At 64.2% G+C, this 25139-nt stretch carries 22 protein-coding genes, 1 other RNA gene and 1 pseudogene; 4 read left to right on the forward strand and 20 right to left on the reverse strand.

Annotation, left to right across the window (positions count from 1 at the left end; genetic code table 11):
• Window positions 1-2 precede the first annotated feature (2 nt).
• The 8 genes from ccoS to ccoN form a co-directional block, all read right to left on the reverse strand.
• Window positions 3-161: a cbb3-type cytochrome oxidase assembly protein CcoS gene (ccoS, locus tag RGUI_RS05820; RefSeq protein WP_081532185.1), complete on the reverse strand. Its 159-nt coding sequence runs from the start codon at window positions 159-161 to the stop codon at window positions 3-5.
• A gap of 5 nt (window positions 162-166) precedes the next feature.
• A complete protein-coding gene (locus RGUI_RS05825) occupies window positions 167-2365 on the reverse strand; it encodes a heavy metal translocating P-type ATPase (RefSeq protein ID WP_081532186.1) in 2199 nt (732 codons plus the stop codon).
• Between the two features lie 3 nt (window positions 2366-2368).
• Window positions 2369-2833, reverse strand: coding sequence for a FixH family protein (locus tag RGUI_RS05830; protein WP_081532187.1), 465 nt, complete (start codon window positions 2831-2833; stop codon window positions 2369-2371).
• Window positions 2830-4263: a cytochrome c oxidase accessory protein CcoG gene (ccoG, locus tag RGUI_RS05835; protein ID WP_081532188.1), complete on the reverse strand. Its 1434-nt coding sequence runs from the start codon at window positions 4261-4263 to the stop codon at window positions 2830-2832. Before ccoG ends, RGUI_RS05830 begins: the two co-directional genes overlap by 4 nt.
• A gap of 356 nt (window positions 4264-4619) precedes the next feature.
• Window positions 4620-5501: a cytochrome-c oxidase, cbb3-type subunit III gene (ccoP, locus tag RGUI_RS05840; protein WP_081532189.1), complete on the reverse strand. Its 882-nt coding sequence runs from the start codon at window positions 5499-5501 to the stop codon at window positions 4620-4622.
• Entirely contained in the window at window positions 5498-5704 is a 207-nt protein-coding gene (locus RGUI_RS05845) for a cbb3-type cytochrome c oxidase subunit 3 (protein ID WP_081532190.1), read from the reverse strand. The genes ccoP and RGUI_RS05845 overlap by 4 nt, the downstream gene beginning before the upstream one ends.
• 10 nt (window positions 5705-5714) lie before the next feature.
• On the reverse strand, window positions 5715-6440 hold the full coding sequence (gene ccoO / locus RGUI_RS05850; protein ID WP_081532191.1) for a cytochrome-c oxidase, cbb3-type subunit II: 726 nt from the start codon (window positions 6438-6440) through the stop codon (window positions 5715-5717).
• 11 nt (window positions 6441-6451) lie between these two features.
• Entirely contained in the window at window positions 6452-8050 is a 1599-nt protein-coding gene (ccoN, locus tag RGUI_RS05855) for a cytochrome-c oxidase, cbb3-type subunit I (protein ID WP_081532192.1), read from the reverse strand.
• 210 nt (window positions 8051-8260) lie between these two features.
• Between ccoN and RGUI_RS05860 the strand changes: the two genes are divergently transcribed.
• Complete coding sequence (locus RGUI_RS05860) at window positions 8261-9100, forward strand: universal stress protein (RefSeq protein WP_081532193.1); 840 nt, start codon at window positions 8261-8263, stop codon at window positions 9098-9100.
• Between the two features lie 22 nt (window positions 9101-9122).
• Here the strand turns inward: RGUI_RS05860 and fnrL are convergent.
• Window positions 9123-9868 (reverse strand): annotated as a pseudogene (gene fnrL, locus RGUI_RS05865) (transcriptional regulator FnrL).
• Window positions 9869-9930: 62 nt separating this feature from the next.
• Here fnrL and hemN point away from each other — a divergent pair.
• Entirely contained in the window at window positions 9931-11286 is a 1356-nt protein-coding gene (gene hemN, locus RGUI_RS05870) for an oxygen-independent coproporphyrinogen III oxidase (protein WP_081532194.1), read from the forward strand.
• A gap of 102 nt (window positions 11287-11388) precedes the next feature.
• Here hemN and RGUI_RS05875 read toward each other — a convergent pair whose 3' ends face one another.
• From RGUI_RS05875 to RGUI_RS05920, 10 genes are all read right to left on the reverse strand, one after another.
• Window positions 11389-12999 (reverse strand): ABC transporter ATP-binding protein, encoded by a 1611-nt coding sequence (locus RGUI_RS05875; protein WP_081532195.1) that lies wholly within the window; start codon window positions 12997-12999, stop codon window positions 11389-11391.
• Window positions 12996-14174, reverse strand: a complete 1179-nt coding sequence (locus RGUI_RS05880; RefSeq protein ID WP_081532196.1) for an ABC transporter permease — start codon at window positions 14172-14174, stop codon at window positions 12996-12998. Before RGUI_RS05880 ends, RGUI_RS05875 begins: the two co-directional genes overlap by 4 nt.
• A gap of 5 nt (window positions 14175-14179) precedes the next feature.
• Window positions 14180-15262 (reverse strand): microcin C ABC transporter permease YejB, encoded by a 1083-nt coding sequence (locus RGUI_RS05885; RefSeq protein ID WP_081532197.1) that lies wholly within the window; start codon window positions 15260-15262, stop codon window positions 14180-14182.
• 19 nt (window positions 15263-15281) lie between these two features.
• Window positions 15282-17183 (reverse strand): extracellular solute-binding protein, encoded by a 1902-nt coding sequence (locus tag RGUI_RS05890; RefSeq protein WP_081532198.1) that lies wholly within the window; start codon window positions 17181-17183, stop codon window positions 15282-15284.
• A gap of 99 nt (window positions 17184-17282) precedes the next feature.
• The gene (recR, locus tag RGUI_RS05895) at window positions 17283-17882 is read right to left on the reverse strand and encodes a recombination mediator RecR (RefSeq protein WP_081532199.1); all 600 of its coding nucleotides are present in this window, start codon (window positions 17880-17882) and stop codon (window positions 17283-17285) included.
• Window positions 17883-17885: 3 nt separating this feature from the next.
• On the reverse strand, window positions 17886-18230 hold the full coding sequence (locus RGUI_RS05900; RefSeq protein ID WP_081532200.1) for a YbaB/EbfC family nucleoid-associated protein: 345 nt from the start codon (window positions 18228-18230) through the stop codon (window positions 17886-17888).
• Between the two features lie 16 nt (window positions 18231-18246).
• Window positions 18247-19983: a DNA polymerase III subunit gamma/tau gene (locus tag RGUI_RS05905; RefSeq protein ID WP_081532201.1), complete on the reverse strand. Its 1737-nt coding sequence runs from the start codon at window positions 19981-19983 to the stop codon at window positions 18247-18249.
• 67 nt (window positions 19984-20050) lie between these two features.
• Window positions 20051-20965, reverse strand: a complete 915-nt coding sequence (locus RGUI_RS05910; protein WP_081532202.1) for an MBL fold metallo-hydrolase — start codon at window positions 20963-20965, stop codon at window positions 20051-20053.
• A gap of 71 nt (window positions 20966-21036) precedes the next feature.
• Window positions 21037-21133, reverse strand: an RNA gene (ffs, locus tag RGUI_RS05915) — signal recognition particle sRNA small type.
• A gap of 76 nt (window positions 21134-21209) precedes the next feature.
• On the reverse strand, window positions 21210-23135 hold the full coding sequence (locus tag RGUI_RS05920; protein ID WP_081532203.1) for a lytic transglycosylase domain-containing protein: 1926 nt from the start codon (window positions 23133-23135) through the stop codon (window positions 21210-21212).
• A gap of 168 nt (window positions 23136-23303) precedes the next feature.
• Here RGUI_RS05920 and dapA point away from each other — a divergent pair, with 168 nt between their 5' ends.
• Window positions 23304-24179, forward strand: a complete 876-nt coding sequence (gene dapA / locus RGUI_RS05925; RefSeq protein WP_081532204.1) for a 4-hydroxy-tetrahydrodipicolinate synthase — start codon at window positions 23304-23306, stop codon at window positions 24177-24179.
• Window positions 24179-24664 carry a TrmO family methyltransferase gene (locus RGUI_RS05930; RefSeq protein ID WP_081532205.1) on the forward strand — a complete coding sequence of 162 codons (486 nt, stop codon included), beginning with the start codon at window positions 24179-24181 and terminating at the stop codon, window positions 24662-24664. The genes dapA and RGUI_RS05930 overlap by 1 nt, the downstream gene beginning before the upstream one ends.
• 6 nt (window positions 24665-24670) lie before the next feature.
• Here RGUI_RS05930 and RGUI_RS05935 read toward each other — a convergent pair whose 3' ends face one another.
• Window positions 24671-25099, reverse strand: a complete 429-nt coding sequence (locus RGUI_RS05935; RefSeq protein WP_253798877.1) for a DUF4399 domain-containing protein — start codon at window positions 25097-25099, stop codon at window positions 24671-24673.
• Between the last annotated feature and the right edge of the window lie 40 nt (window positions 25100-25139).

Genomic DNA, 25139 nt, shown 5'->3' on the forward strand with positions numbered 1-25139 from the left:
CATCACGGCTTGGGCTTGTCGTCCCAGTCGGTGTTCAGGATGCGGCGCGCGTCGCCTTCGGGGTCGTCGAACTGGTTGGATTTCAAGGCCCAGAAGAACCCGATCAACCCGAAGGCCCCCAGCGTCAGCGACAGCGGGATCAGGACGGCAAGCATTTCCATGGGCGTTACCTCAGCCTCAGGGCGTTCAGCGATACTGTAATCGAGGACGCCGACATTGCCAATGCAGCGGCCAGCGGCGTGGCCAGCCCGACCAGCGCAATCGGCACGGCGATCAGGTTGTAAAGCGCCGAGATCGCGAAATTCTCGTGAATGCGGCGGGTGGCCTTTCGCGCGGTCGTCACTGCCTCCCCCAGCGGCGCCAGATCGGTGCCCAGCAACACGATGTCAGAGGCAACGCGGGCCGCATCAAGCGCCGTGGCCGGCGAGATCGAGACATGCGCGGCGGCCAGGGCCGCAGTGTCGTTCAGCCCGTCACCCACCATCAGCACACGCGCACCGGACTCGCTGAGGGCCCGCACGGCCTCGGCCTTTTCCATCGGCAGCGCCTCTGCCGTCCAGTCGTCGATGCCAAGCCGTTCGGCCAGATCGGCCACCGGGGCCGGCGCGTCGCCCGAGATCAGGCGCACGCCAAGGCCCCGGCGGCGCAGTTCCGCCACCGCCTGTTCGGCACCGGGACGCAGACGGTCGGCAAAGGTGAAGGCGCGCGGGGCCGATGGACCAACCTGCAGCCAAGCGGCCGTCTGTTCCGATGTCTCTGCCCCGACCCAGTTGGCCCGACCAAAGCGCAGCGGTTCTCCGCCAAGGGTCGCCTCGACACCGAAGCCCGGCACCTCGCGGATATCGGACAGCGACGCGGGGCGCACGCCTGCGCCGCGCGCGGCGTCGGTCAGCGCCCGGGCCAGCGGATGTTCCGAATGGGACGCCAGCGCCAGCGCGATTTCCAGATCGCGCCGCGGGTGATCGCCCAGATTGATGAGCTCGGGCGCACCCAGCGTCAGCGTGCCCGTCTTGTCGAAGACGACCGTATCGACCTCTGCCAGACGTTCCAGCGCGGTGCCGTCCTTGATCAGCATGCCCCGCTTGAACAGCCGTCCGGAGGCCGCGGTCGTAACGGCCGGCACGGCAAGGCCCAGCGCACAGGGGCAGGTGATGATCAGAACCGCCACGGCGATGTTGAGGGCCAGGCGGATGTCGCCGCCAGAGATCAACAGCCATCCGAGGAACGCGGTGAGCGACAGCAGATGCACACCGGGCGCATAGATCCGCGCCGCCCGGTCGGCGAGCGAGGTGTAACGGTTTTTGGAACTTTCCGCGACGGCCACGAGATCGGCCATGCGGTGGAGCGAACTGTCCTCCCCCGCCGCGGTGACCGTGACGGCCAGCGGCCCGGTCAGGTTCACCTCCCCCGCACATAGCGCGTCACCCGGACCGGCGGCGGCGGGAAGGCTTTCCCCGGTCAGAAGGGAGCGGTCGATCTCCGACGTCCCCTCGGCCACCACGCCGTCCACAGGCACGCGGCCGCCGGGCTTTACCAGAACCGTGTCGCCCACCACGATGTCGGAAATGGGCACGGTTTCCTCGGCGCCGTCGGTGCCACGGCGCAGGGCGCGCGGAACCTCAAGCGCCGCCAGTTCCTCGGCCGCGGACCGGGCCACGGCACGGGTACGGTGGTCGAGGTAGCGACCGGCCAGCAGAAAGAACGTCAACGACAGCGCCGCGTCGAAATAGGCATGTTCCCCATGCTGCGCGGTTTCATACAGCGACATACCGGCGGCAAGGATGATGGCCAGAGAGATCGGGACATCCATGTTCAGCCGCGCATGTTTCAGCACCGACAGGGCATTGCGGAAAAAGGGCTGTGCGGCAAAGGCGATGGTCGGCAGCGCGATCATTGCGGAGATCCAGTGGAACATGTCCCGCGTGGCGTCCGTTGCCCCCGACCAGACCGCCACGGACAAGAGCATCACGTTCATCATCGCAAAGCCGGACACGGCGATCCGCATCAGGATATCGCGCCCGGCCTTGTCGGTCGCCGTGGCAGAAATCACACCGGGGTCAAGCTCATGCGCCTCATACCCGATCCGTGCCAGCACGCTCGTCAGGTCCGCCGCGGTGATGTCTGCGTCAGCCTCCACGGCGACGCGCTTCAGCGTCAGGTTCACCCGCGCCTCGTGCACGCCGGCGGTACCGTTCAGTTCCCGTTCGACCGCCGAGATGCAGGCCGCGCAATGGATGGTCGGCAACGACAGGAACAGCCGGGCGTCCTTGGGCACCCCGGCCTCTGCCAGGGCTTCGGCCGCCGGCGCAGCCGCGCAGGCGGGACAAGCCGAGGCCGTGGGCCGTGTGTCGAGCGCAGCTCCCATGCTCTAGCCCCCTACGTACAGTTCCATGCGCTGGCGAAACGTGGTGCCGTCCTCCGCCCGTGCCTCCAGCCGGATCGTCCAGTAGCCGGGGTCAAGCTGCATCTTCGCCGAGTACTGGCCGTTGTAGTAGATCAGATCGGGCCGCTGGTCGTCACGGTTGCTGGTGGCCCGGCCGATGGTCAGATCGATACCCGGCACCTGAACGGGCCGACCCTCGGTATCGACGACCCCCATCACGAAACGGCCCTCCGCCACATCATAGTCGACATCGACGGACCAGCCCAAGGCCTCTTGCGCGTCGCGGGCCTCGTTGAACTCCTGGCTCGCGACATAGGAGTTATCGACCTCCAGCCCCGGGAAGGTTCGGACCGCCTGAAAGGCAAGGGTCAGGTTGATCGCGATCACCACAGCAAAGGCCGATACCGTGATGATCAGGACCTTGCGACCGGTCAGTTCCTTGCCACTCATTTTCCGTCCTTCCCGTTGAAGACGGTGTCGTTGTAGGTCCGCTCCTGCGCGACGATATCCTCCAGCCAGATGCGGACATCACTCGACAGGGTGTTGGCCGGGGCACTGTCCTTGGGCGCGACCACGTAGACCCGTTTCAGCATCGTGGCATCGGGCGGCACGGTGAAGGTTCCGTCTTCGGCCCCCTCGACATTGATGCTGTAGGTCTCGGCCGGCGTGACGGTGATCTTGAAGACGCGATCCTCGCCATGCATGTTGCGCACCCGCACGTCATAGGTGTTGCGGATCGACCCGTCCGACATGGTGACATAGATCGGGTTACGGACCGGGGCGACCGTCATATCGATGTCGGACCGCACGAAAAGCGCCACCATCAGGCCCACGCCGACCGCGGTCCAGAGCGTCGTGTAAAGAACCGTCCGCAGGCGGAAGACATGCTTCCAGATCGATTTGGGCGGATTGCCGGCGCGTTCGCGGGCCTCGTCCGACAGGGCCATGTAGTCGACCAGCCCGCGCGGTTTGCCGATCTTGTCCATCACCTCGTCACAGGCATCGATGCACAGACCACAGGTGATGCAGGCCAGTTGCTGCCCGTCCCGGATGTCGATGCCCATCGGGCAAACGTTCACGCAGGCGTTGCAGTCGATGCAGTCGCCGAGGTTGTCGGCGCCCGCCGCCTTGCGATGTTTGCCGCGGGGTTCGCCGCGCCATTCGCGATAGCCGATGGTGATGGTGTCCTCATCCATCATCGCGGCCTGAATGCGTGGCCACGGGCACATGTAGACACAGACCTGTTCGCGCATGAACCCGCCAAGGGTCAGCGTGGTGAAGGTCAGAACCGCGATGGTCGAATAGGCGGCCGGATGCGCGCTGAGGGTCAGCATGTTCCACAAGAGCGTCGGCGCATCGGCGAAATAGAACACCCATGCCCCGCCCGTGCCGATCGAGATGGCCAGCCAAAGCGCCCATTTGGTCAGGCGCAGGCGCACCTTCCGCGCGTCCCATTTCGCATTCCACAGCTTCACCCGCTTGTTGCGGTCCCCCTCGATCCAGCGTTCGGTCAGGATGAACAGGTCCGTCCAGACGGTCTGCGGACAGAAATAGCCGCACCAGACCCGGCCCAGCGCCGATGTGAAGAGGAACAGCCCCAGACCGGCCATGATCAGCAGGCCCGCGACGAAGTAGAATTCGTGCGGCCAGATCTCGATCCAGAAGAAGAAGAAGCGGCGATTTGCCAGATCGACCAGAACGGCCTGATCGGGCAGGTTGGGGCCCCGGTCCCACCGGACCCAGGGAAGCAGGTAGTAGATGCCAAGGCAGATGGCCAGCAGCCACCATTTCAGGCGGCGGAATGGGCCGGACACGCGGCGGGGGAAAATCGGCTCGCGCGCGGAATAAAGGCGTTCGGGATTCTGGTCTGTCGAGCTCACGAGGCTGACTCTCCGTTCAGGGCTGCGGGCCGGTCGGGCGTGGCAGATTGGCTGCGCGCGTCGCGATGCAGGCCCTCATGACACGTTGCTAGACGTTTGAGGCATCGATTGGAAGCGATCCACCCGTCTTAATTCGCATCACAGGTTCACATTTTCCAATCGAATCGGAGGCATCGAGGCGCGAGAATTGGAAAAACTCTAATTCTGTGCGTGGGCGCACAGGGCTCTCTCAGATGGCGCGCTGGACGGGTTTGGGGACTTCGGCGATGATAGACACCGGCCCCCGTGGAAACGCGCGAACAGGATGGGGGCCGGTGCCATCAACCGGGGGCCATGGGCCCCCGGAAGTCGTTTTGTCACTCGCCGCCGCCCAACTGGTGGACATAGGTGGCAACGGCCCGCCGCTCCGCTTCACTCAACCGGTCGGCGTGAGTCGGCATCACACCAAACCTTGCATAGGTCACCGTTTCGGTCAGCGTTTCGACATCACCGCCATAAAGCCAGATCGCGTCCGTCAAGTTGGGCGCGCCCTGATAGCGGTCGCCGGTGCCTTCCTCCGTGTGGCAAGCAGCACAGTTGTCAAGAAACACCGTTTCGCCCTCGGTTGCCAATGCGGCATCATGTTCCTGCCCGGAGATTTTCCGGACGTACTGAACAACCGAGGCGATTTCCTCGTCCGAGAGGTAATCGTCGCCGAAGGCCGGCATCTGCGACCAGCGGGCATCGGGGTCATCCTCGTTCCGAATGCCGTGGGTTACGGTCGTATAGATGTCTTCCAGCGTGCCGCCCCACAGCCAGTCGTCGTCGTTGAGGTTCGGATAGCCGAGATTCTGAACGCCCGCGGCCCCCGACCCGTGACACTGCGCGCAATAGGTTCGGAACACCGCCGCCCCGCCCTGCACCGCGTAGTTGTAAAGCGCCGGGTCGGCCTTGATCGCCTCGGGCGACAATTCCACCTCGGTCAGCTTGGCCACCAGGTCGGCATTCCGGGACTCGAACTTCTCGATATCCTTCTGGACATCGGCGCGGGTCGAATAGCCAAGAATACCCGGGGTCGCCCCATCCTTCATCGGCCAGGCCGGGTAGAAGACGGAATAGCCCAGTGCGAAAACGATGCAGGCGTAGAACGTCCACAACCACCAGCGCGGCAGGGGGGTGTTCAACTCCTCGATGCCGTCCCAGCTGTGACCGGTCGTGCCGACCACATCCTCGGGCAGCTTTTTCTTGTCATCACTCATGATTGCGCCTCCCTATGGCGCTCTGCACCTTCATCGGTGCTTGCGGGTTCGTTTTCATGCCGGAACGGGATGTTGGCGCTGTCCTCGTAGGCCTTGGCGCTGCCTGGGCGAAACGCCCAGACAATCACACCGACGAAGAACAGCGTCAGAAACAGCAACATCCAGCTGTCCGCGAAATGACGCATTACGGAATAGGTATCCATGCCCTGTTCCCTAGCGGCTCGCGTCCGGCTCGAACGTCGAGAAGTCGACCAGCGTGCCAAGCATCTGCAGATAGGACAAAAGCGCGTCCATCTCCGAGATACCCGGATTGCCATCGAAGTTGCGCACCTGCGCCCCCGGATACCGCTCTAGCAGACCGTCATAGTCCCCGTCGGGGTCGATCTGCACGAGGAAATCCGCCCGCGCGTTCTCGAACATCTCGTCGGTGTAGGGCACGCCAACGGCCTTGTGCACCCGCATCTTGTCCTCGATGTACTCGCCATCGAGCATCCGGTTTTCGAGGAAGGCGTATTTCGGCATGACCGATTCCGGCACCACGGACTGCGGATTGCGCAGGTGCTGCACGTGCCAGTCATCCGAGTAACGGCCGCCCAGGCGGGCAAGGTCGGGACCCGTCCGCTTGGAGCCCCACTGGAACGGATGGTCGTACATCGATTCCGCTGCAAGGCTGTAATGGCCGTAACGCTCCACCTCGTCGCGCATCGGGCGCACCATCTGGCTGTGGCAGACATAGCACCCCTCGCGGACATAGATGTCCCGCCCCGTCAGCTCCATCGGGGAATAGGGACGCACGCCGTCCACCTCCTCGATGGTGTTTTCAAGGTAGAAGAGCGGCGCGATCTCCACCAGCCCCCCGATGGTCACCACCAGGAAGCTGAAGGCCATGAGCAGCGAGGCGTTCTTTTCAAGTATCTTGTGCTTGTCGACAATGGACATGGCGAACCCCCTTACTCAGCCGGAGCCGCAACTGCCGCCGGCTGCTTGGCCGGTGCAGAGGTCGCGGTTTTCCAGATGTTGATGCACATGATGACGGCACCGGTGACATACATCGCCCCGCCCGTGGCGCGGACCACATACATCGGGAACTTGGCCTGAACCGTGTCGGCGAAGCTGTTGACCAGGAAGCCCTGGGCATCGACTTCACGCCACATCAGGCCTTCCATGATGCCGGTCACCCACATCGAGGCGGCGTAGAGCACGATCCCGATGGTCGCCAGCCAGAAGTGCCAGGAGACCATGGCGGTCGAGTACAGACGCTCCTTGTTCCACAGCCGCGGGGCGAGGAAGTAGAGCGCGCCGAAGGTGATCATGCCGTTCCAGCCCAGCGCACCGGAATGCACGTGGCCGATCGTCCAGTCCGTGTAGTGCGACAGCGAGTTGACGGCCTTGATCGACATCATCGGCCCTTCGAAGGTCGACATGCCGTAAAAGCCGACGGCAACCACCATCATCCGGATGATCGGATCGGTGCGCAGCTTGTCCCACGCGCCCGACAGCGTCATCAGGCCGTTGATCATGCCACCCCAGGAGGGCATCCACAGCATGATCGAGAACACCATGCCCAGCGTCGAGGCCCAGTCGGGCAGCGCCGTATAATGCAGGTGGTGCGGACCGGCCCAGATATACAGGAAGATCAGCGCCCAGAAGTGGATGATCGACAGCTTGTAGCTGTAGACCGGGCGTTCAGCCTGTTTCGGCACGAAGTAGTACATCATGCCCAGGAAGCCTGCGGTCAGGAAGAAGCCCACCGCGTTGTGGCCATACCACCACTGCGTCATCGCGTCCTGCACGCCCGAGAAGACCTGCACCGACTTGGAGCCGAAGAACGACACCGGGATCGACAGGTTGTTGACGATGTGCAGCATCGCGACGGTCACGATGAAGGACAGGTAGAACCAGTTGGCGACGTAGATATGAGGCTCTTTCCGCTTGAGGATCGTGCCCATGAAGATCGCAAGATAGGCGACCCAGATCACCGTCAGGAACCAGTCGGTATACCACTCCGGCTCGGCATATTCCTTGGACTGCGTCGCGCCCAGCACATAGCCCGTCGCGGCCAGCACGATGAACAGCTGATAGCCCCAGAACACCCACCACGCGAGGTTCCCACCCCACAGCCGCGCGGCCGAGGTCCGCTGGACCACGTAGAACGACGTTGCGATCAAGGCGTTACCGCCAAAGGCAAAAATAACTGCAGACGTGTGCAGCGGCCGCAGGCGGCCAAAGTTCAGATAGCCCTGTGCCCATTCGAAATTGAGCCAGGGAAAGGCCAGCTGGCTGGCGATGAACGTGCCCGCAGAGAAGCCGATCACGCCCCAGAAACAGGTCGCGATGACGCCCGCGCGGACGACATCGTCCATATAGCCCGTCGACGGCGCCGGTTTCGGCGCGCCGGTGCGGCGCAATGTCCAGAGCATCACACCCGCCGCAACGAGCATGATGATCACCGCATGCACCATATAGGCCATGTCGCGCGCGTAACTCGCCGCGATTGCGGCAAGCACCGCAATCACGCCGAACACGGCGATCTTAACGTAGTCCCACATAGATTGTCCCTTCGTCTTCAACCGTCCGGCGTTCCTCCGGACGACTCCCTCACAGTACTGTGACAATTGTTATCGTATGCAATAAGCTGCATTGATCCAAGTCATGCTTTCTAACTTCTCGAATTCCAGATTGATCAAGGTCAAAGCATTGGAAGTTCAGAATGTTTTAACCTCCCCTCGACGTCTCAACCGGCGCGAAGGAGCCCACAGGTGGCCTACAAGACCATTCTGACCATCATAACCAACACCGATATCGCCGACTCAGCCATCGAACCGGCGATCACGCTTGCGACACGGGAGGAGGCGCATCTGGACGTGCTGTGCCTTGGCGTGGACCGCACCCAGACCGGATACTACTACGCTGGCACCAATGCCTTCATCCAGCAGGAGACCCTGCACAAGGCGCAGGAGGATGCCGGCAAGATCGAAACGGCCGTGAAAGACCGGCTGGGCCGCGAAGGCATCGCATGGTCGGCCGAAGCTGCCGTCGCCCAGATCGCGGGTCTCAGCCATCTTGTCGCGCAGCGGGCGCGGTTTTCCGACCTCGTCGTCATGCCCCGCCCCTATGGCGAAGGCCGCGGGATCGAGGATGAAGCCGCGACCGAGGCGATCCTGTTCGACGGGCACGCCCCCCTGCTGATCGTGCCCGAAGGCGCCGACACGGCCAATATCGGCCAGCGGATCCTGATCGCCTGGAACCAGAGCGCCGAAGCCATGGCCGCGATCAAGCAGTCCATGCCGCTGATGCAAGCCGCCGATATCGTGAACATCGCCGTGGTCGATCCGCCCAAACACGGCCCCGACCGCTCCGACCCGGGCGGCGCGCTGTCGCAGATGCTGTCGCGCCACGGCGTGAAGTCGGAAATCTCTGTGCTTGCGAAAACCATGCCGCGGGTGGCCGATGTCCTGCAGCGTCACGCCCAAGATATGGAGGCCGACCTGATGATCATGGGCGCCTACGGTCATTCGCGCTTCCGCGAGGCGATCCTCGGCGGGGCAACGCGCAACATGCTGGAGAAGACCGACATACCGGTGTTGATGGCCCACTAGGGGCCATCGCGGGGGGCAAGCCTCAGGCGGGCATGCCCCCATCATTGTCATCGCCCGTCTCACCCAGAAGTCGATCGAAATCGGGGATCGTCACGTGACGCTTGCCTTCAAGAATGATCACGCCATCGCGCTTCAGCGCCGATATCTGCCGGCTGACCGTTTCCAGCGTCAGACCCAGATAGTCGGCCATCGCCTCGCGCGTCAGCGGCAGGTCGAAGACAATCTTGCCCCGTGCATTGACAAGCTTGAGCGAGGTGTCGCGGCGCGCGATGATCGCCAGAAGGCTCGCGATCTTCTCGCGCGCGGTCTTGCGGCCCAGAAGCAGCATCCATTCCCGCGCCGCATCCAGTTCATCCAGCGTCATTTCCAGAAGCCGCTGCCCGATATGGGGCGTCCGGGTCATCATCTCCTCGAACGGCTTCTTGCGGAAACAGCACATCGTCAACGTCGTCGTCGCGATGACGTCATAGGCCGCCGTGTCGCGCCCGGGCGCCCCACGAAATCGGACGGCAGCAACAGGCCCACCATCTGCGTGCGCCCGTCCTCCATCGTCTGGCTGAGCGTGGCGATCCCCTCGACCACGGAGCCGACGAAATCCATACGGTCACCCGACCAGATCACCGTCTGCCCGGCGTCATAGGTCCGGTAGTATTTGATTGCCTCGAGGTTTTCGAGTTCATCGGCCTCGCAACGTGCGCACACGGCGCGATGCCGAATGGGGCAATCCGAGCAGTCACCCTGCACCAAAGGCGTGTCGGTCGCAGCCATTCCGTCTTCCATTTTGATGTCGATCAAGGAGAGTCCCCTTGGGTAAACCTAACGCTAGTGCAATGAGCACAGAATCGCAACTCACGCGTCTCGGTCTGTTCGACGCCAAGGTGCCCCGGTACACCAGCTACCCCACGGCACCCCATTTCAATGCGTCGGTGGACGATGGAGACTTCACCGGGTGGATCGACCAGATCGCGCCCGGTTCGCAGATTTCCCTGTATATTCACGTGCCTTTCTGCCGCCGGCTGTGCTGGTTCTGCGCCTGCCGGACGCAGGGCACACGGTCCGACGCGCCCGTGCAGGCCTATCTTGAGACGCTGAAGTCCGAGATCGCCATGCTGGGCCGGCACCTGCCCAAGGGCGTGACGCTGTCGCGCCTGCACTGGGGCGGGGGCACGCCGACCATCCTGACCGCCGAGATGATGGGCGAATTGACCGAGGCGATCTTCGCGATCACCTCGATGCACGAAAAGGGCGAATTCTCGGTCGAGATCGATCCCAACGAGATCGACGATGCACGCCTTGACGTGCTCGCTCAGGCCGGGATGAACCGCGCCTCCATCGGCATTCAGGACTTCGACCCGCAGATCCAGTCGATCATCGGCCGAATCCAGAGCTATGACGTCACCCGCGACGCCGTCGACATGATCCGCGGCAAGGGCATCGACAGCCTGAACGCCGACATCCTTTACGGCCTGCCGCATCAATCGAACGAACGGATCGCCGAATCGGTGCAAAAGCTGCTGTCGCTGTCGCCCGACCGCGTCGCGCTTTACGGCTATGCCCATGTGCCTTGGATGGCGCGGCGCCAGTCGATGATCCCCGCCGATGCCCTGCCGACCCCGGAAAAGCGGCTGAAGCTTTACGAAACGGCGAAAGAACTGTTCCTGTGGGACGGCTATCGCGAAATCGGCATCGACCACTTCGCACGCCCCGAAGACGGGCTGGCCGTGGCGCTTGATGCCGGCAAGCTGCGCCGCAACTTCCAGGGCTACACCGACGATACCGCGCCCGCGCTCATCGGGCTTGGCGCCTCGTCCATCTCGAAGTTCCCGCAAGGCTACGCGCAGAACCTCTCTGGCACGTCGGATTATACCGCACGCATCCGCGACGGTCGGTTTGCGACGGGCCGCGGCCATGTCTTCACCCCCGAGGACAACATGCGCAGCCGCATGATCGAGCAGTTGATGTGCGAATTCCGCATCGACACCGCCGAGATCACGGAAACCTTCGGCATCTCCAAGACGGACCTGAACAAGATGTTCCAGGACGTCGCCGATCATTTCGCGGGCTTCGTGGACTTCACCAATGACGGTCTGGTCGTGCCCGAACACGGCAAGCCGCTGACCCGGATGATCGCCCGCGCCTTCGACGCCTACGACCTGTCGAAGGCCGGTCACAGCTCGGCCATCTGACAAGGCCCCGACCGGACGAAACGCGCCCGCCCCTGAACCGGGGCGGGCGTTTGTGTCTTACCATATCGACCGTGAACAACGCGGCCCCGGGAACACCCGATCTCAGGCCGCCCCGGCCCCCACCGTTCCGAATGCGGCCTGCATCAACGTGCGCGTATAGTCCGTCTTCGGCGCATCGAAGATCTCCTGCACCCCGCCGGCCTCGACGATATCGCCGGCCCGCATCACCACCACCTTGTGGGACAGCGCCCGCACCACGCGCAGGTCATGGCTGATGAACAGATAGGCTAGGTCGTACTTCTTCTGCAAACCGCGCAGCAGGGCCACGATCTGCACCTGCACCGTCATGTCGAGCGCCGAGGTCGGCTCGTCCAGCACCAGAAGGCGCGGGCGCAGGATCATCGCGCGCGCGATGGCGATGCGCTGGCGCTGCCCGCCGGAAAACTCGTGCGGATAGCGGTGCATCATGTCCGGGGGCAGGCCGACCTCGGTCAGCATCTGCGCGACCTCGTCCCGCTTTGACCGGCCAGACCGGACGCCATGTACGCCCAGCCCCTCGGCAATGATCTGTTCCACGGTCATCCGCGGGCTGAGACTGCCGAACGGGTCCTGAAACACGATCTGCATGTCGCGCCGCAGGGGCCGCATCTGCCGCGACTTCAACCCGTCGATATTGCGCCCGTCAAAGACGATCCCGCCTTCGGAGGAAATCAGCCGCATGATGGCCAGCGCCAGCGTCGTCTTGCCCGACCCGGATTCGCCCACGATGCCCAGCGTCTCCCCTGCACGAACCGAGATATCGGCCTCGTTCACCGCCTTCACATGACCGACTGTACGGCGCATGAAGCCCCGCTGAATCGGGAACCAGACCTTCAGGCGGTCGGTGCGCACGATCTCCTCGGCCTCCGGCGCGACAGGCTCGGGCACCCCGGTCGCCTCGGCCGACAAGAGCTTTTGGGTATAGGGATGCTGCGGCGACCGGAAGATGTCTTCGGTCGGACCGGTTTCGACCATCTCCCCGTCCTTCATCACGCAGACCCGGTCGGCGATGCGGCGCACCACGCCAAGGTCATGGGTGATGAACAGCAGGCTCATCCGCTCTTCGCGTTTCAACTCTGCCAGCAGGTCGAGGATCTGCGCCTCGATTGTCACATCCAGCGCCGTCGTCGGTTCATCGGCGATCAGCAGGTCGGGCCCGTTGGCCAGTGCCATGGCGATCATCACCCGCTGCCGCTGGCCGCCCGACAACTGGTGCGGATAGGCGTTCAAACGGCTTTCGGGGTCGCGGATGCCGACACGGTTCAACAGCTCCAGAATGCGTTCCCGCGCAGGCGCCCCGGTCAGGCCCTGATGCAGCGCAAGGCTTTCGGCCAATTGCTTTTCCAGCGTGTGCAGCGGGTTGAGCGAGGTCATCGGCTCCTGGAAGATAAAGCTGATGTCGTTGCCCCGCACGTCGCGCAGACGCGCCTCGGAAGCGCCGATCATTTCCTCGCCGTTGTAGGTGATCGACCCGCTGACACGGGCGCTGGCCGGCAGCAGGGACACAGAGGACAGGGCCGTCACAGACTTGCCAGAGCCGGATTCCCCCACGATGGCCACGGTCTCCCCCCGGCCAACATCGAAACTGACACCGCGCACGGCCTCTGTCTCGGTGCCGTCCTGGTTGAAGCGCACCCGCAGATCGCGAACGGACAGGATCGGGTCTGCACTCATGATCCGGTGGCCTCCGTTGGCTTGGTGGACGGTGCCGCGGTTGGTTCACCCGATCCCGCACCGCCACCGGAGAAGGTCTTCCTCGGGTCAAAGGCATCGCGCACGCCCTCGAAGATGAACACCAGAAGCGACAGCATGATCGCGAAGGTGAAGAACGCGGTAAAGGCCAGCCAGGGCGCCTGCAGGTTCTGCTTGGCCTGCAAGGTCAACTCCCCCAGCGAGGGCGCAGAGGACGGCAGGCCGAAGCCGAGGAAGTCGAGGCTGGCCAGCGTGCCGATGGTGCCCGTGATGATAAATGGCAGCAGTGTTAGCGTGGCGACCATGGCATTGGGCAGCATGTGGCGGAACATGATCGTCCAGTTGCTGACCCCAAGGGCGCGGGCGGCCCGCACATATTCGAAGTTTCGCGCCCTCAGGAATTCGGCCCGAACAACACCGACCAACGCGGGCCAGCCGAAAAGCGCCGTCAGGAAGACCAACAGCCAGAAACTGCGCCCCAGGACCGCGAACAGGATGATGATGATGTAAAGCTGGGGGGTGGAGGTCCAGATCTCGATCACCCGCTGGAAGATCAGGTCCGTCAGGCCGCCAAAGAAGCCCTGTACCGCCCCCGCCACGATCCCGATGACCGAAGCGATGCCGGTCACCATCAGCGTGAACAGGATCGACAACCGGAATCCATAGATCACCCGCGCCAGCACATCGCGCGCCGTGTCGTCGGTGCCCAGTAAATGTTCGCCATCGGGCGGCGAGGGGGCCGTGCCGGAAATGTCGGAAATCGTGGAGTAGCTGTAGGGGATGGGCGGCCAGACCACCCGGCCCTTTTCGATCTGCTCCCCGTCGATCTGACCATCCTGCGCGTCCTCGATCAGCTCCTCCGGATCATCCCAGCAATCGATCAGCCCGCCTGTGACGATCAGGCACTGAACCTCGATATCGCGATAAACGGCTTCTGTCCGCAGATCGCCGCCAAAGGCGGTTTCGGGATAGAAGTTGTAGATCGGGAAGAAGCTTTCGCCGCGATACTGCACATAGATCGGTTTGTCGTTGGCAAGGAACTCGGCAAAGAGCGACAGGCCGAACAGGATCGAGAACAGGATCAAGGACCAATAGGCCCGGCGGTTGCGCTTGAAGTTGCGCCAACGGCGCTGATTGAGGGGGGACAGCCGGACCATGCGTCTCATGTCTCCCGGCTTTCGAAATCGATCCGCGGGTCGACCAGCACATAGGTGAGGTCGGACAACAGCCCCACCAACAGACCGATCAGTCCGAAGACATAGAGCGTGGCGAAGATCACCGGATAGTCGCGTGCGACAGCCGCCTCGAACCCCAACCGGCCAAGACCGTCGAGGGAAAAGATCGTCTCGATGATGATGGACGCGCCGAAGAACACGCCGATGAACATCCCCGGAAAGCCGGCGATCACGATCAGCATGGCGTTACGGAAGATGTGGCCGTATAGCACGCGCCCCTCGCTCAGCCCCTTGGCCTTGGCGGTGATGACATACTGCTTCTTGATCTCGTCAAGGAAGGAATTCTTGGTCAGCAACGTCAGCGTGGCGAAGCTGGAAATCGTCGAGGCCAGCACCGGCAGGGTAATGTGCCAGAAATAGTCGCCGATCTTGCCCAGAAGGCTCAACTCCTCCCAGTTGTCAGAGGTCAGGCCGCGCAAGGGGAACCATTGCAGGTAGGACCCGCCCGCAAACACCACCAGCAAAAGCACCGCGAACAGGAATCCGGGGATGGCATAGCCCACGATGATCGCACCGCTGGTCCATGTGTCAAACGGAGAGCCGTCCTTCACCGCCTTGCGGATCCCCAAGGGGATCGACACCAGATAGGCAATCACGGTCGACCACAGGCCCAGCGTGATCGAGACCGGCATCTTTTCCAGCACCAGATCGATGACCGAGACGGAGCGGAAGTAGCTCTCGCCGAAATCGAAGTGGAGATAGTTCCACAGCATCGTCAGGAACCGCTCCAGCGGCGGCTTGTCAAAGCCGAACTCCTTTTCAAGTTCCGCGATGAATTCCGGAGGCAGGCCGCGGCTGCCCACGTATTTCTCGTCGCCGCCCTGAAACGCCTCACCCACATCGCCGCCGCCTGCGATGCCCTCGAACACATCGCCGGAGCCTTCCATCTGCGCGATGATCTGTTCGATGGGACCGCCCGGCACGAACTGGGTCAGGGTGAAATTGATCACCATGATCCCGATCAGCGTCGGGATGATCAGCAGCAATCGCCGCAGGATATAGGCGCCCATGGGCTGCTCTGCCTCGTTGTTATCTGATGGCCCCGGCGGCGCGCAGCGCCTCGGCCTTGTCGGCGTTATACCACCAGAAGTCGAGATTGCCCAAGGCATAGGGCGGGATCCGATCGGGATGCTCGTACATGTCGTAATAGGCCACCGTGTGCACGCCCTTGTACCATTGCGGTACCCAGAAGCGGAGCGAGCGAAGCACCCGGTCCAGCGCCTTGACCCGCGTGGTCAGTTCGCCGTCGCTGTCGGCGGCCAAAACCAGATCAATCAGCCGATCCACCGCGGGGTTCTTCAGACCCATCTTGTTGAAGACAGAGGTATCGGCGGTTTCCGACCCGAAATACTGGTGCAGGCCCGACCCGGGGATGAAGCTCATCGGGAATTGCGCGGTGATGACGTCGAAGTCATAGCTGCGTTCGCGGTTCGTCGCCTGTGCGTTGTCCACGCGGGTATGGATGGCATCGACACCAAGACGGCGCAGGTTCTCGACATAGGGGTTGATCACGCGGTCGAAGGTCTGGCTGTCGTTCAGGAATTCCACCCGCAGCGCTTCACCGTCCTTCCGGCGCATCCCGTCATCGCCGACGATCCATCCGGCCTCGTCCAGCAGGGCAGAGGCCGCGCGCATATTGCGCCGGTCAAGCTGCCGGTCGCCCGAGGTCGGGGCCATGACCGCAGGTTCGGTCAGGATGCTTTCGGGCAACAGCCCCTCGTCGACCAGCGGCTGCAACAACGTCAGTTCTCCGTCGGTCGGCACCCCCTCCGCCTCGAGAGAGCTGTTTTCCCAGAAGGAATTGATCCGCTCGTAGATGCCGTAGAACAGCGTCTCGTTCGACCATTCGAAGTTGAACATCAGGCCCAGCGCCTGCCGCACCCGTTCGTCCTGGAACTGCGCCCGACGCAGGTTGAAGGCAAAGCTCTGTCCCGTCGCCATGTCGCCATCGGACAGTTCGGCGCGCACCACCCAGCCGTTGTTCACGGCCGGAAACCCATAGCCCGTGGCCCAGATTTTCGACGACGCCTCGTTGCGGAAGGTATAGCTGCCGCCCTTGAACCCTTCGAAGGCCGCGTTGTAGTCGGCATAGTACTCGATCCGGATATGGTCGAAGTTGTTGCGGCCGACATTGATGGGCAGGTCCGCCCCCCAGTAGTCGGGGTCGCGCGCGTAAACCAGCGTTTGCCCGACATCCATGCTTTCCAGCATATAGGGGCCAGAGCCCATCAGGGGGTCAAGACTGCTTTCCTCGAAATCGCGGCCGTTGTCGACGTAAAACGCCTTGGAGAACACCGGCAGGCTGCCCACCAGTTGCGGCAGGTCGCGGGTGGGGATGCCGTCCTTGAAGGTGAATTTCACGCGGGCGCCATCCAGCACCTCGGCGCGCTCTACCTGACGGCCCAGTTGCACGCGGAAGCTGGGCAGACCCTTGTCGCGAAACAACTCGAACGAGAACACGACATCCTCGGGCGTGACGGGCGTGCCGTCGGAAAACCGCGCCTCGGGCCGCAGGGTGAAGATCGCCCAGGAGCGGTCTTCGGGATATTCGATGCTTTCGGCCAAAAGACCGTAGTCTGCCCCGATCTCGTCCGCCGTCCCGGTCAGGAGGGATTCGAAGAACACGGTCGACATCGCGCCGGCCCGCCCCTTCGTCGTGTAGGGGTGCATCGAGTCGAACGAGCCGAAGGCCCAGATGGATATCTCTCCCCCCTTGGGCGCCGCCGGATTGACATAGTCGAGATGCGCGAAATCCGCGGGGTACTTCAGGTCACCGAAGGTGGAGATGCCATGGGCGAGGATCGTCTCCTCCGCCCGCGCCTGCAGCGCCCCAAGGCAAAGGACCAGCCCCACCGCCCAGGCCAGAAGCCAAGCGCGCAATGATTGCATATGGGCAAGGGCCACGGCGCGGGCCGGCATGGGCTTTGACATCGGCGAACTCCCTGTGTGCTGCTGTCAGCTAGTCCGAAACCTGCGCAAAGCTAAGGGCCGCCGGGCCACGGGTTCAAGTTGAGATTGCGTGAACGCGCGTCAGAACCCCTTGCGCGCCTTCAGGGCCGCACTGATCGTGCCGTCGTCAAGGTAATCCAGTTCGCCCCCGATGGGCACGCCCTGCGCCAGCGAGGTCAGCATCACCCCGGTGTCTGCCAGTTCCTCGGCGATGTAATGGGCGGTGGTCTGGCCATCGACCGTGGCGTTCAGTGCAAGGATGACCTCGGCGATCCCCTCCCGCTTGACCCGTGCCACGAGATCGGGAATGCGCAACTCCTCCGGCCCGACCGCGTCAAGCGCCGACAGCGTGCCGCCCAGGACATGGTAACGGCCCTTGAATGCCCCGCCGCGCTCCATCGCCCACAGATCGCCGACATCTTCGACCACGCACAACTCGCCCGTCGCGCGGCCCTGATCGGCGCAGATGTCGCACAGTTCGTCGGTGGTGATGTTGCCGCAGCGGGTGCATTCGCGCACATTGGCGCCCACCCGCTGCATCGCCTCGGCCAGCGGCAGCAGAAGCACGGCCCGCTTCTTGACCAGATGCAGAACGGCACGGCGCGCCGACCGAGGCCCCAGCCCCGGCAGCCGCGCCATCAGGTCAACCAAAGCGTCGATCTCACGCGGGCCGCCGCCCATCCCTCAGACCGGCAGTTCCATGCCCGCGGGCAAACCCATTTCCTGCGTCAGTTTCTGGGTCTCTTCCTTGGTCTTTTCCAGCGCCTTTTCCTGCGCGTCCTTGATCGCGGCAAGGATCAGGTCCTCGACCACTTCCTTTTCCTCGGAATTGAAGATCGAAGGATCGATATCCAGCCCCGTCAGCGTACCCTTGGCCGTCGCCGTGGCCTTGACCAGCCCGGCACCGCTTTCGCCCTCGACGATGGTCGTGGCCAGCGTCTGCTGCAACTCGGCCATCTTGGTCTGCATTTCCTGCGCGGCCTTCATCATCTTGGCCATGTCGCCAAGACCGCCCAATCCCTTCAACATGCGTGTCTCCTTTCGGTCAGTCTTCCTCGAACGGGTCCCATTCGTCCTCCACCTCGGGCAGCGCCTCGGCGGCCGCCTGCGCGGCAAGGACCTCGGGGGGTCTTATGTCGATGATTTCCGCCTTCGGAAAGGCGGCAAATACGGCCTTCACCAGCGGATGTTCTTTCGCCGCGGTCTTCAGCGCTTCGGCCTCGGCATCGCGGTCCTCGGCAATCGTGGCGCCACCGCCAGAGCCCACGACACTGACCGCCCAGCGCGCGCCCGTCCATGCCTGCAGCCGCTGGCCCAGCCGCTGGGCAAGGTCGGGGGGCGCGTCGGCGGTCGGCTCGAATTCGATCCGGCCGGGGGAATAGGCGACGGGGCGCAGATGCGCCTCCACATCGAACAACAGGGTCATGTCGCGATTGGCACGGATCAGGTCCACCACCGCTTCAAGCGTGGGATAGCGGTCGAGCGCCTGTTCCGGCGCATGCGCCAGCGCCGCCACCGGGCCACCGGCGGGAATGCGGGACTGAACCGGCGGCGGTGCGGCCTGAACCGTCCCCCGGCCCGGTCCGCCGCCGCCCGTCGGCGCGGGCCCCTGCGGCGGGGTCTCCTGCAAGGTCTTCACCAGATCCTCGGGCGTCGGCAGGGTGGAGACATGGGTCAGGCGGATGATCGCCATCTCGGCCGCCATCATCGCATTCGGGGCCATCGCCACCTCTTCCAGCGCCTTCAGCAGCATCTGCCACATGCGCGTCAGCACCCGCATGCCCAGCTTCTCGGCCATGGCAAGGCCCCGCGCGCGTTCGTCGGGGGAAACGGTGGGGTCTTCCGCCGCCTCGGGCGTGATCTTGATGACGCTCAGCCAGTGGGTGATCTCGGCCAGATCGCGCAGCACCGCCATCGGGTCGGCCCCATCGGCATATTGGGCGGACAGTTCACCCAGCGCGCCCGCGGCCTCACCCGACACGATCAGGTCGAACAGGTCAAGCACCCGGCCCCGGTCGGCCAGACCCAGCATCGCACGTACCTGATCGGCGGTCGTCTCTCCCACGCCCTGGGCAATGGCCTGGTCCAAGAGGCTCATCGCGTCGCGCACCGACCCTTCGGCGGCGCGCGTGATCAGGCCCAGCGCGTCGTCGGCAATCTGCGCGTTTTCCAGACCGGCGATCTTCTTCAGGTGGTCGATCATCACCTCGGGCTCGATCCGGCGCAGATCGAAGCGCTGGCAGCGCGACAGGACCGTCACCGGCACCTTGCGGATCTCGGTCGTGGCGAAGATGAACTTCACATGGGCGGGGGGTTCTTCCAGCGTCTTCAGCAGCGCGTTGAACGCGCTGGTCGACAGCATGTGAACCTCGTCGATGATGTAGATCTTGTAGCGGGCAGAGGCCGCGCGATAGGCCACGCTCTCGATGATCTCGCGGATGTCGTTCACGCCCGTCCGGCTGGCGGCGTCCATCTCCATCACGTCGACATGGCGGCCCTCGGCGATGGCCACACAATGTTCGCACTGGCCGCAGGGTTCTGTCGTCGGCCTGCCCTGCCCGTCCGGCCCGATGCAATTCATGCCCTTGGCGATGATCCGCGCGGTGGTCGTTTTGCCGGTGCCGCGGATGCCCGTCATGATGAAGGCCTGCGCGATCCGGTCGGCGGCGAAGGCGTTCTTCAGGGTGCGCACCATCGCATCCTGACCGATCAGGTCGGCGAACGTCGCGGGGCGGTATTTGCGGGCAAGCACCTGATAGGCGGTGCCTTGGGTCTCGGGCATGGGGCCTCGTGGATTCGCGTGCTCGATCAAGGGTAGGGGTTGGCCTGCGCGGCGTCCAGCGGATCGGCTATTCCCACTCCATCTGGGAAAAGACCTCTTGCGCGTTGCGGCGGGAAAGCTGGTCGAAGCTGTCGAGATAGGCAAAGCCCGACTGATCGACGTCTACCGCCCCGATGATATCGCCGCCCGCCTCGATATGCTCCCCGATCCGGCTGCGCAGGTTGACCAGATAGTCGCGGGTATCCCGGCGGGCCGTGGCAAGATCCGTCACCGGGCCGTGGCCTGGCACCACATGCGCTGGCTCCAGCGTGGCGAAGGCGTCGAAACTCTCTACCCAGTCGGCGGAAGACGAATGATCCATCACCCCGAGGATACGCCCCACATAGACGATGTCGCCCGTAAACACCGTGCGCGACTCCGGCAGCCAGACGAAACTGTCGCCCGGCGTATGGGCGGGGCCGGGATGGACGATCTGGAATTCGATGCCGCCAAGGGACAGGTCGTAGCGGTCCGCAAACGTGATGTCGGCATAGGCCGGTTCGGTGCCCGCCACCCCATCGCCGATCAGTTGCGCAAGCACGGTCAACTGCATCGAGGCCCGGTCGTGCTGATCGGCCACGGCATCCTCGGCGGCGATCACCGTGGCCCCCAGCCCCTGCCAGTAGCTATTGCCGATCCACCGGTGGTCCTGCCCGCCGGTATTGATGACATAGCGCACCGGTTGGTCCGTTACCTGCCGGATGGCCGCATGCAGGGCCTTGGCCCCTTTCATGCTTCCGCCCGCGTCGATCAAAACCGCGCCGTCCGGCGTCACGACCAGCCCGAAGGTTGCGTTGTTGCCAAGGTTCTGTGGGTCTCTCTGCCCGAACGGCCCGACAAGGGCGTGCACGCCGGGGGCAATGTCCTGATGTTCCTGAACGGGCTGCGCGATAGCGACCGGCGCGACAAGCACCGCCGCCGTGAAAACCGAAACGAACTTCATCCAACCCTCCCGCTTTGGCGAAGCATAGGCAAGGCGCGATGCCCTGCACAGGGCCAAGATGTCGGGAAAAGGGTGAGAGGCTGGACAGCGACCCGAACGGGGCTCGTTACGGCTGCTTCCTTCCGGACCTGACCGGGTTGGCGAGGCGCTCGCCCGCGCCAACCTCTCACCGCGTTACATAGGCGTCACGAAGGGGATTCGCAAGTCGGCTGCCGGGCAGGCTTTGGCATATCCGCGACAGTGGCTAATAGGACTTCAGTTCCTGCGACAGATGCAGCGCCTCGGCCTGCCCCGTCAGCCGCGCACGATAGACCGGCAATGCCTCGGTCACCCGCATGACGTAGTTGCGCGTCTCGCGGAACGGGATCATCTCGATCCAGTCGATCACGTCCACCCCAGCCGATCGCGGATCGCCCCGGTCGCCCACCCAGCGATGGGCGCGGCTGGGCCCAGCGTTATAGGCGGCGGCGACCAGTACCGGGTTCGGGCCGAATTCCTCGACCAGGCGGGCAAGATACTCCGCCCCCAGCCGGGCATTGTACCCTGCGTCCCGCGTGAGGTCCGCGCTGACATAGGCGACGTCCAACCGGGTCGCCATCGCCTGCGCGGTCCGCGGCATCAACTGCATCAGGCCCAGCGCCCCGGCACCGCTGACCACCGCGGGGTCGAACTCGCTTTCCCGCCGGGCAATGGACATCACCAGTTCCGTCGGCACGGGATGCGCGGCCTGTGCCAGATCGGTAACGGGGAAATAGGCGCCCATCATCACGTTGCCGTCCCGTGCGGCCACCTTCGCGATCTTCAGCGCTACATGGGGTTCGCCCAGACGCAGCGCCAGCCCGGCCAGTTGCCGCTGGCCCGTCTCATCCGCGGTTTCCGCCAGATGGGTCATGAACCATTCCATCAGGTTCCGCTCGCCCGCCTCGTGAAACAGCATCGCCGCGCGCAGGACCGACCCGTTCGCGAAAGGCGCATCGCGCCAGTCGGGATAGGTTTCCCGCCCCGATAGCGCCGGGTCCATTGCCAGCCCCGCCTTTTCGGCGGCGAGCAGACCGTAGAAACTGCTTTGATGGGCCCCGCCCTTGGCATAGGCGGCCTGCGCCTCTGCCGTCCGGCCCAGCGCCTCCAGCGCGCGGCCTTCCCAGTATCCCGCCCGGCCAAGGCTGATCGGCGTCTCCACCGCCGCCGCGAACCGGCGGAAATGATCCAGCGCCGTCGCGGGGTCATCGCGGAACCGCAACGCGATGAAACCCGACAGCCATTCCAGATCGGCATAGTCCGATCCTTCCGTCAGAAAGTGGCGGGAGGCCAGCCGATAGGCCCGGTCCATCTCGCCCTCTCGCATCAGCTTGCGGGCGAAGCTGCGTCGCCACCCGGCCCAGAGCGCTGGTCGCCCCAGCGTCTCGGGCGACAGACTGCGTTCCTCCATCAGCGCGATGGCATCGTCGGTCCGTCCCTTTCGGGCGCGCCACAGGAACCGCTCATAGGCCAGCCCGGGATCGTTTCGCAGGGCGTCGGGCACCGCCTCGATCCGGGCATCGACACCGGGCGCCCGTTCGCGCAGCGCGATCCGCGCCGCGGCTAGGTCCGTCCAGCCCTCCGGCACCAGCGGCAGCATCCGCCGGGCCGACAGGAAATGCCCCTCCCACAGCATCGCGTCGATCCGCGCCTCGTGATGGGGCGCAAGCTGACGCTTGAAACGGGCCAGCAGCGCAAGCTGCGCGTCTTCCGACAGGGCCAGCGTGCGCCATGCCAGAACCGCCATGGCCTGCGCATCGCCCATCTGTCCCTTGGCGGCATAGGATTGCACAAGCCGCAGCGCCCCGGTCCCGGTGCGCGGGCGGTCTTCGCCAAAATAGGCCAGGACGGTGTCGGGGTCGGTTCCCGCGACGATCTTGCCCTCCCCCTCGGCCCGAATGCGGTCAAGCCCCGGCCAATCGGGATTGCGGGTCAGGAAATCCAGATAGTCTTCGAAATCTCCCTGCCCCGCCCGCAATTGCCGCCATGTCACGATATCGACCGCCACCGGCCCCGCCTCTTCGGCGAGGATATGCGCAGTATCCCAATGATCGGCCCGCACATGTTTCATCACCTGCGACAGGACAGGCGATGCCGCGGTCGGAACGGGGGCCGCAAGGGCGATCAGCAGACAAAGCAGACGGACAGGCATTGGCTGGAACGGAACCGGTTCAGGGCTGCACAGGGCAAGGTTTCATGACGCGACAGATCGGGGCAATTCACAAACTTGGCAAGAGCGCTGCGCCGCTATAGGTTCGCCGCGCTGCAAAAGGGCCGACTCGCGGTCCAGTAAACATGTCCATGATTAAAGGAGCGTGTCATGATTCAAGGGTCCCTTCCCGCACTGGTCACGCCGTTCAAGAACGGCGCGCTGGATCTCGACACGCTCAAACGGCTGGTCGACTGGCATATTTCCGAAGGCAGCCACGGCTTTGTCCCCGTCGGTACCACCGGCGAAAGCCCCACGCTCAGCCATGCCGAGCATGAAACGGTGATCGAGGAGGTCGTCAAGGCCGTGGACGGGCGCCGCCCGGTGATCGCCGGAACCGGGTCGAACAACACCGCCGAGGCGATCCGCTTCATGCAGCAGGCCGAAAAGGTCGGCGCCGATGCCGCGCTGGTGGTCACGCCCTATTACAACAAGCCGACGCAGGCGGGCATGATCGCGCATTTCACCGCGCTGCACGACTGCTGCAAGCTGCCGATCATCATCTACAACATCCCCGGCCGCTCGGCGGTCGACATGCTGCCCGACACGATGGGAGAGCTTGCCAAGCTGCCGCGGATCATCGGGGTGAAGGACGCCACCGGCGATCTGTCCCGCGTCCCCAAACAGCGGATCACCTGCGGGCCCGACTTCCTGCAATTGTCGGGCGAGGATGGCACCGCGCTTGGTTTCAACGCCCATGGCGGGCGGGGCTGTATCTCGGTCACCGCGAATGTGGCGCCGAAGCTGTGCGCGGAGTTTCAGGAGGCCACGCTCGCCGGCGACTATGCCAAGGCGCTGGAGTTGCAGGACCGTCTTATGCCGCTGCATATCGCGATCTTCCTTGAACCGGGCGTCGCGGGCGCGAAATACGCCATGTCCCGGCTCGGCCTCTGCCAGAACGAAGTGCGCACGCCGCTGGTCCCCGTGACCGAAGGGACCTCCGCCAAGATCGACGCCGCGTTGCGCCATGCGGGCCTGCTGACCTAGTGGTCGGGGAGCTGCGCCCCGGCGAGCGGGTGCTGGAGGGGCTGGCCGCGCCGGACGGCCCCGCCTTGCGCTTTATCGGGCGTATCCGGTCCCCTTGGGCGGACGGGAATTGCCCCAAGAACATCGGCAAGGCCCGGGAGACCGGAAAAGGCGCATGGGTCGACCTTGACCCGTCCTTTGTGCCGGCGCTGACCGGGTTGGAACCCGGGCAGGCGGTCATCCTGCTTTACTGGATGGATCACGCCCGGCGCGATCTGCTGATCCAGGCGCCGCGCCATGTGGACGCCCCGCGCGGCACGTTTGCGCTGCGCCCCCCAAACCGGCCCAACACGATCAGCCAGTCTGCGGTGCGGATCACCGCCATAGATCATGATGCGGGCCGCATCGATATCGACGCCATCGATTGCTTCGACGGAACGCCCCTGCTGGACATCAAGCCATGGCTGGCCAGCATCGACATCCCGCCAGAGCCGGGTGCGGGCTGACGCCCGTCACTCCACGGTGATGGTGATCGGCGCCGACATCACCGGCGGGTCGTGCGGCACATGCATCCCGTCGCCCAGCACGATCCACAGCGTATGCGTGCCGCTGGCCAGATCGATCGTCGTCTCGGTCTGACCGCCACCGAAATGAACGTGATGATCGTCTGCCGGGACCTGCTGCGAGAAGTCATAGCCCTCTTGCGGGACGTCGATGATCAGGTGGTGATGCCCGGAATGCGGCATCGTGGTGCCCGCGGGCGCGACCTCCATCCCGTCCAGACCGAAGGTGATGGTGACGGGCGACGACACGGTCGCCCCGTCTTCGGGCGAAATGATATACGCGCGCGCCCCTTCGGGCGAGGGCGTGCGGTCTGATGCGTGGGCTGCCGCCGCAAACGATGCAAGGGCAAACGCCGCCGCAAGTCGGATCATGGACATGATGGTTCCTCCGCTGGGAATGATGCCTGGGCCCCTCGCC

It is taken from the genome of Rhodovulum sp. P5, from assembly GCF_002079305.1.
GTDB lineage: Bacteria > Pseudomonadota > Alphaproteobacteria > Rhodobacterales > Rhodobacteraceae > Rhodovulum.

Bases quoted from the DNA above. Each gene is read 5' to 3' on its own strand.
- ccoS (WP_081532185.1), bottom strand. From the start codon at position 161: ATGGAAATGCTTGCCGTCCTGATCCCGCTGTCGCTGACGCTGGGGGCC.
- RGUI_RS05825 (WP_081532186.1), bottom strand. From the start codon at position 2,365: ATGGGAGCTGCGCTCGACACACGGCCCACGGCCTCGGCTTGTCCCGCC.
- RGUI_RS05830 (WP_081532187.1), bottom strand. From the start codon at position 2,833: ATGAGTGGCAAGGAACTGACCGGTCGCAAGGTCCTGATCATCACGGTA.
- ccoP (WP_081532189.1), bottom strand. From the start codon at position 5,501: ATGAGTGATGACAAGAAAAAGCTGCCCGAGGATGTGGTCGGCACGACC.
- RGUI_RS05845 (WP_081532190.1), bottom strand. From the start codon at position 5,704: ATGGATACCTATTCCGTAATGCGTCATTTCGCGGACAGCTGGATGTTG.
- ccoO (WP_081532191.1), bottom strand. From the start codon at position 6,440: ATGTCCATTGTCGACAAGCACAAGATACTTGAAAAGAACGCCTCGCTG.
- ccoN (WP_081532192.1), bottom strand. From the start codon at position 8,050: ATGTGGGACTACGTTAAGATCGCCGTGTTCGGCGTGATTGCGGTGCTT.
- hemN (WP_081532194.1), top strand. From the start codon at position 9,931: ATGAGCACAGAATCGCAACTCACGCGTCTCGGTCTGTTCGACGCCAAG.
- RGUI_RS05875 (WP_081532195.1), bottom strand. From the start codon at position 12,999: ATGAGTGCAGACCCGATCCTGTCCGTTCGCGATCTGCGGGTGCGCTTC.
- RGUI_RS05880 (WP_081532196.1), bottom strand. From the start codon at position 14,174: ATGGTCCGGCTGTCCCCCCTCAATCAGCGCCGTTGGCGCAACTTCAAG.
- RGUI_RS05885 (WP_081532197.1), bottom strand. From the start codon at position 15,262: ATGGGCGCCTATATCCTGCGGCGATTGCTGCTGATCATCCCGACGCTG.
- RGUI_RS05890 (WP_081532198.1), bottom strand. From the start codon at position 17,183: ATGTCAAAGCCCATGCCGGCCCGCGCCGTGGCCCTTGCCCATATGCAA.
- recR (WP_081532199.1), bottom strand. From the start codon at position 17,882: ATGGGCGGCGGCCCGCGTGAGATCGACGCTTTGGTTGACCTGATGGCG.
- RGUI_RS05900 (WP_081532200.1), bottom strand. From the start codon at position 18,230: ATGTTGAAGGGATTGGGCGGTCTTGGCGACATGGCCAAGATGATGAAG.
- RGUI_RS05905 (WP_081532201.1), bottom strand. From the start codon at position 19,983: ATGCCCGAGACCCAAGGCACCGCCTATCAGGTGCTTGCCCGCAAATAC.
- RGUI_RS05910 (WP_081532202.1), bottom strand. From the start codon at position 20,965: ATGAAGTTCGTTTCGGTTTTCACGGCGGCGGTGCTTGTCGCGCCGGTC.
- RGUI_RS05920 (WP_081532203.1), bottom strand. From the start codon at position 23,135: ATGCCTGTCCGTCTGCTTTGTCTGCTGATCGCCCTTGCGGCCCCCGTT.
- dapA (WP_081532204.1), top strand. From the start codon at position 23,304: ATGATTCAAGGGTCCCTTCCCGCACTGGTCACGCCGTTCAAGAACGGC.
- RGUI_RS05935 (WP_253798877.1), bottom strand. From the start codon at position 25,099: ATGTCCATGATCCGACTTGCGGCGGCGTTTGCCCTTGCATCGTTTGCG.